The organism is Pandoraea captiosa, assembly GCF_902459775.1.
Lineage (GTDB): Bacteria > Pseudomonadota > Gammaproteobacteria > Burkholderiales > Burkholderiaceae > Pandoraea > Pandoraea captiosa.
On sequence record NZ_CABPSQ010000021.1, the window covers coordinates 38,034 to 44,749 of the forward strand.

Here is a 6,716-nt window from a genome sequence, read left to right on the forward strand (position 1 = left end):
AGGCAGTCTCGCAATCGCTCGGTCTGAAACGCCCGACTGAAAGCCGTCGACCGAAATTGCCGCGCCGAGGGTGCGCTCATGGGGCCGTTTCGGTTGCTGGCGCGCAACAAACGCGGCACTAAGCCTTTCCCTTATATTGCGGACAGAAAAATTCGGATATAAAGAAGCCAATCCGGCCAACGGGCGTTGTTTGCGTCGCAGTACGAGACATATCGCCCGGCCCGACACTCATTCCGGTCGCATGGCCACGCGCGAACCGCGCTCGGCCGCCGACCCTACGCCAGTGGACTGCCATGAATACGATCTCTGAATACCAGAGCGTGACGGCATCACTCGCAACCGGCCGCATTCCCCCATGCGGCGCCCGTTGCCCCGGCGTTCCCGCTTGCCGATTTCTCGTCACTCGTAACGAAATTTCAGGCTTTTCCGACGATGTCGCGTGCCGCCCCCACTCGGGCGAGGCGCGACGACGACGGTCATAACCACGCAAAGAGGTGCGGGGCAAAACGCAACCTGGGGAGCAGATCATGAAGAAGAAGCTCATTGCAGCGAGCCTGCTTTGCAGCATCGGCACGTTCGCGCACGCGCAATCGAGCGTGCAACTCTATGGCCGCGTCGATGGCGGCTTTCAGTTCATGAACAATTTACAGGACGGCAACGGAGGCACTGCCTCGCGCTGGAGCGCACAAGGGGGCGACTACGGCACCAGCCTGTTCGGCCTGCGCGGTTATGAGGATCTCGGGCGTGGATTGCATGCCGTATTCAACCTGGAAGCCGGCTTCCAGTTGATGAACGGCTTCAACAATAACGGCTCGGGTTCCTTGTTCGATCGCCGCGCGTTGGTGGGTCTGAATTCGCGCTCCTGGGGGCAACTGACACTCGGTCGCAACCTGTTCATCAGCAACGGGGTCTGGGACTTCGATCCGTTCCAGCAGCAGGCTTTCTCGTCGGCATCGCTCGTACGCGGACGTAACTGGCCGCAGGCGAGCAACACCGTGAACTATCAGAGCCCGAACTGGTACGGCTTCGATGTCGTGGGCCAGTACGCGTTCTCCAACATCGCCGGCCAGTTCAATAACGGACGCGGTATGGGAGCACAACTGACCTATACGCACGACCGATTCCAGTTGCGCGCGTTGTACGACGAAATCCGCGACACCAATGGCCGCTTTACCGACGTTTTCGCCACGTCGCGCGAGTATTTCGCAGGCGCGAACGTGTTTCTGAACCGCTTCACAATTTCGTTGGGCTACACGCACATGGCCGCGCCGGATGCCCCCGCGCCCGACTTCGCTACGCGCGCCGATCACTACTGGGCCGGCGTGAAGTATCAGGCGACCCCCGTGTGGGCGGCGAATGCCGCCGTGTACCACGTAAACGTGCCGGGTGGCTTCGGGCACGCCACCATGTTCGAACTGGGGACGACGTACAACCTCTCGAAGCGCACCTTCTTCTACGGCACCATCGCCTACGTGAAGAACAGCGCCAACCAGAGCTTCTCGGTCGCCGCGATTCCCAGCGATTCGCTCGACAACCCGCCCGCCGGCAAGAGTCAGACGGGCGCGTACATCGGGATCTCGCATTCATTCTGAGGCCCCACGGCGACCCCCCGTCATCACGCATCATTCGCCCAACCACAAACCGCCCGGAACTCGCCGGGCGGTTTGTTTTTGTCGATGGCCCTCGGGCGCCGCCTTCCGAAGCCGGTACGTCCGGAAGTACGTCAAAAGCGGTACTTCGCGCTGACGCCGCCCGCGACGGCCGTCTCACCGGCACGAAGACTCAGATTGCCGCCAACGTGCATGTTGAGTTGCCGGGTCACGCGGATATCGGCCCCGAGGTCTGCCGTGAAGATGTCGCGTCCGAGTTTGACACCGCTGACGGTGAATGCGCGCGGTGCGCCGTAGATGGCGTTCGTCACACTACCCTGCGTATCGCCGAACTCATGTTCGTAGGCCAGACGCAACGACGGGATCACGCTGCCGCCTGCCGTGTTGACGAGTTCGCGCCACAGCCGCACACCGGCGACGATGCGCCGCGAGTTGCTGACCTGCGGGCCGACATGCAGGCCGTTGTTTCCCTGACCGGCGTCGCGGTCGGTTTCGTCGTAGCCGCCCAACCGGGTGTAAGCGAGCCGCATGCCGAGGAAGGGATCGACGTTCATCCCGCCCGCGATCACGCGCTGCCCGACTTCCCCGAAGAGGCCAAGGGTACGGCCACCGGTCTTGCCGGACACGCGCGCCGCGACGTCACGCGCAGCGACGCTCCGATCGCTCGTCACGTTGTGGTTGCTGTAGAACACGCCGCCGTTGGCGAACCACCGCGCATCACTCAGATACGAGCCGTAGAGGCCGACGCTGGCGCTTCGGATGCTCGTATCGCCGGGCAGATCGTTCGCCCTCGACGTTCGCGTGCCCAGACCGAACGATGCACCGATCAGCGCGTTGCGATTGAGTCGCCGGTCGACACCGAAGGCGCCGTCGATGCCGCTGGTGGAAAAGGCCATGCCGTTGCCTTCCTGACTCGCGCCCGCTCCCTTGAACGCTCCCCAGATGGCCGTCCCGTTGTCCCCGGCACGCTGACCCGCAGTCGTGTTGCAATCGGGCATCGAGCCCCCGGCGAGCATGCGGGTCTGCATGCTGGCGCGAAATGCGTCGGCGGCACTGTAGGCTGCGGCAGCATTGTTCACGAGCGATTCGCCGGAGAGCATGCGCGCGGCGCGCCGTTGCTCGGGGGAACCGGCGGGCAACAGGACCATCTGCCCGAGTACGCTTCCCCCGACACGGCCTGAGACGATGTCGTTGAGCGTGACACCCTGAAGCGACGCGAGCACGCCCTGCTCGCTGCCCGTGTAGGGTGCGTTGGGATCGAGGAAGCCGATGCTCTTGTTCGGGTCGATGATGACCGAACCGTCGTCGCCGCCGCCGTCGTCGTCCGGTCGCGTGGGGATACTGCCGTAGTCGACTTCGCCAAGTTTCACGTTGGCGTCCTTGCCGGGAACGACGACCTGAATCTTCTTCTCGTAGAGTTCTTCGGGAGTCACCGACGCGTCGGCGGGCCGCAGCACGATTTTCGTTTTCGTGAAATCGCCGTCCTTGTTCACTTCCAGCGTGCCGCGCTGGATACCGTCAGCGTCTTTCCTGGCGTCGGACAGGATTTTGGCCTTGTCGCCGTTGGACTCGTAGGAATCGATCACGAGCTTGTAACCGTTGAGCCTGAGCGTGCCGGCGTTCTCGAATTTCTTGACGTCGTAGACGTCATTGGCGAGCGAGATCGTGGCGGGCTCGGAGAGCGTCAGCAACCCGGTACCGAGCGCGTTCCGGTGGGCAGCGGTGAGCGTACCGTTCTCCACGTTCAACGTATTGATGCCGCGCTGGTCCCCGCTGAAAACGAGGTGACCGGTGCCGACTTTGGCCACGTGGGCGCCGTGTTCCGCCACGGCACCGCCGTGAATGTTGCCGCCGAACATGTCATCGCGATTGAGCGCGCCCAGTTTGAGCGTTTTACCGGCAGTGACAACCTCGCCCGTCCCGGACAGCGATCCGATCGTCACGACGTTGATGGTGTCCGGCGCGCCTGACGATTTCGTGTCCGCGAGCGTCAGCACGCCGCCATCCATCTCGACGGTTGCCGAATCAGCCGTCGTGGCGCCGGACAGGTTGGTCGTCCCGGCAGTGTGCAGATGCACCCGGTCCAGCGCGGTGTCATGAAAAACGACGATCGCGCCCTTGTGGTTCTCGATGTCGGCATCGCCGACTTTCGCCTTGAGAAAGCCCAGTGCGCCATCGTTCGAAATGACCGCATTCCGGGCGTCGGCCTCGTGGAAGCCGGCAACGCCGTCCTTGAGAATCGCGATCTTGCTGTGGCCCGCATCGGATCCCTTCTCGAAATTCAGTTCGCCATGCTTGGCCACGATAATCTTGGCGCCACCCGCACTCGTGCCTTCCTGAAAGGCGATCTGCCCGCCCTTGTCGCCCTCGTCGAACGGTTTTCCCTGTGTGGCGCCTGCCGTGAGCGCAATCCCTTCAGCGTTCGGGTCGACACCCTTGCCCGCAGCAAAGTTGAGTGCCCCGTTGGTGCCCACAGCGACGGTGAGCGAGGCATCGCCCTCGATGCCACGATGCACGTTCAGGGTGCCTTCGTTGACCAGAACCGTGTGCCTGGCGTCTTCGATGGCGCGTAGCGTGCCGACATCCCGCGTGGCGTTTTGCGCCCCGGCAACGGCGTCGGACATGTCTCCCGAGCGTGACGTGATTTCCAGCGTGGCGTCCTTGCCGATGAACGTCTCGCCCGGCGCCGGCACGTTCTCGCTTTTGAAGTCGATCTGGTTCTTGTCGTTCCACGTCAGGACACCGTCTGCACTCTTGGCCGCGTCGGTGGTGGCGGCGTTCAGTTGATAGGTCGCCTTGAGCGTATCGAGGTCGGTTTCGCTGCTGACGGCATTCCACCGGTCTCGCTTGTATGCGATCAGTGCCTTTTCGCGCTCGGCGGTATTGAAAGCCTTGTTGGCGTCGTGCCATTTCCCGTCGTTGTTGGAAAGCTCCCCGAGGAGCGCGTTTCTCGTTGTCTCGTCGAATGTGTCGCCGCTTTTTCCCACCGCGTTCATCGTTTTCGACAAACTATCAAGGTCCGTTGCCAATTGCCTGTCCCAGGCCGGCGGATTTCCTTTTGCCAGGGCATCCGCTTTTTCCTTGATGACTTTCGCAAGCTCCTTGAGCAATGCAATCTTTTTATCCACGGACTCGGAGCTCGTCATGACGATCTTTATCCGACCACCATAATCCTGCAATACATCGTTACTCTTTTTATAATTCTCTTTTTCTTCCGCATTCCTGCTCGCAATTTCGCCTTTCGCATTCAGATCATTGACTCTCGCTTCCTTTTCATTCTCCCAACCATTTTGGGGCGCTTGAGAAAATGCATACACCGGCGTCCCTGCCATCACCACCGCCGCCACAGCCAAGCAGATCCTTGTCTGACAACGAGTATTAGACTTCGGACGGTTCCCTTGCATTGGACAACTCCTTTTTCAATTCGCCTCAAATGATGATTTCCCTCATCACGCTTCAGACGGCGACTTGAAAGCCACCATCGTTCCGGCAAATTCTAGGAGTCGACTTATCTCAATCTTCGTTATTCAATATCGCTTTGATACTTAACCCATCGGCATCAATCTTTATTAAATCAACGTCAAATTACAAAAGGATAATTTTCTTTTTTCAAAAATCGCTCATTCACATATCTCATTACCATCTCCCTATCCCAAACGCAGCAAAAACGGGTGCGCGGACGCGACCGGGTAATCACGACGATTGAGGCTTTTCCTTACGTATGCATCGTGCCCCGAGTGCCCGCAGGCAACGAAAACGAACAACAAAAAACCCATCGGGCCCTCCCGGACTCGATGGGTTGTCTTGTGGCCTCGACGGCGCAGGCCCTCACTGGCGTCAACCATCAGGGCCTGCCCGGCGACAGCAAGCTCAGAATCGGTATCTTGCAGACACCGCCCCGGCGACTGCGCTTTCGCCCCGACGTACGCTCACGTTACCGCCTACATGCACGTCGAACCGCTTCCTGAACTGAAGATCGACGCCGAGATCGGCGGTGAGAACATCCCGTCCCAAGGTCGGCCCCTTCACATGGAACGCACGGGGCGCGCCGTAAAGCGTGTTCGTCAGGCTGCTCTGCGTATTGCCGAATTCATGCTCGTAGGCCAGACGCAGCGTCGGCGTGAGCTTGCCGCCGTCGAAGTCGAACACGTCGCGCGAGACACGTACACCGAGCACGCTACGCACCGACGTTTGCGATTGCGCACCGACGCGCAGGCCGTCGTTGCCAACGGCACTATCGCGACTCGTCTCGTCAAACGCATGCAGACGCGTCGAGGCAACGCGCACGCCCATCGACGGATCGACGTTGAATCCCGCCACGTCGAAGCGTCTGCCGATCTCGCCAAACGCCCCGAACGTGTTGCCACCGGTCTTGCCCGACAGGCGCGAGGACGCGCTGCGCGCAGCGACCGTGCGCTCGGTCGTCACGCTGTGATTCGTGTATGACAGGCCGCCGCCCACGAAGATGTTCGCGTCGTTCAGATGCGAACCGTAGAACCCCAGACTGACGCTGTTGATTTTCGATTCGCCGGGCATGCCATCGGCTTTCGAGCGCTGATTGCCCAAGCCCACCGAAGCACCGATGACCGTGTCGTGGCCAATGCGCTTGTCCACGCCGATGGCGCCGTCGATTCCGCGAACGTCGAACGACAGGGCGTTGCCGCGCTGGCGCGTGTTGCCCCCCGAGAAAGACGCCCATGCAGCGATCCCGCGCGCGTCGACACGGGCACCGTTGGCGGTGCGGTCGTCGACCATGGCGCCGCCCGCGAGCATGCGCGCCTGCATGCCGCGCTGGAACGCCATGTTCGCCCCTTGTGCCGCCGTGGCGTTGTTCAGCAGCGATTCGCCCGAGAGCAGGCTTGCTGCGCGGCGTTGCTCGGCGGAGCCTGCCGTTTGCAGCGCCATTTCGGCGAGCACCTTGCCGCCGATCCGCCCGGACGTCAGATCGCCCACGGTGATACCGTCGACCGACGCCAGCACGGCCCGTTCGTTCGCGCGATAAGCGCCGTCCGCCGCCAGATACTGCACCACGTTCGGGACGTAGAGGCCGGAGGTTCGAATCCTCTCACCCCGACCAGAATTTCCTTAGAAAACAGCGGACTATAA

At 61.5% G+C, this 6,716-nt stretch carries 3 protein-coding genes; 1 reads left to right on the forward strand and 2 read right to left on the reverse strand.

The window, feature by feature from the left end:
- The first annotated feature begins 527 nt into the window (after nucleotides 1-527).
- Nucleotides 528-1,592 carry a porin gene (locus tag PCA31118_RS26205; RefSeq protein WP_044456508.1) on the forward strand — a complete coding sequence of 355 codons (1,065 nt, stop codon included), beginning with the start codon at nucleotides 528-530 and terminating at the stop codon, nucleotides 1,590-1,592.
- A gap of 131 nt (nucleotides 1,593-1,723) precedes the next feature.
- On the opposite strand, the gene PCA31118_RS26210 is transcribed toward PCA31118_RS26205, so the two are convergent.
- On the reverse strand, nucleotides 1,724-4,738 hold the full coding sequence (locus PCA31118_RS26210) for an autotransporter family protein (RefSeq protein WP_174990611.1): 3,015 nt from the start codon (nucleotides 4,736-4,738) through the stop codon (nucleotides 1,724-1,726).
- A gap of 742 nt (nucleotides 4,739-5,480) precedes the next feature.
- Nucleotides 5,481-6,641, reverse strand: coding sequence for an autotransporter outer membrane beta-barrel domain-containing protein (locus PCA31118_RS26215; protein WP_150627861.1), 1,161 nt, complete (start codon nucleotides 6,639-6,641; stop codon nucleotides 5,481-5,483).
- Between the last annotated feature and the right edge of the window lie 75 nt (nucleotides 6,642-6,716).

Excerpts from the sequence above, each read along its gene's own strand:
- PCA31118_RS26205 (WP_044456508.1), top strand. The coding sequence starts at position 528 with ATGAAGAAGAAGCTCATTGCAGCGAGCCTGCTTTGCAGCATCGGCACG.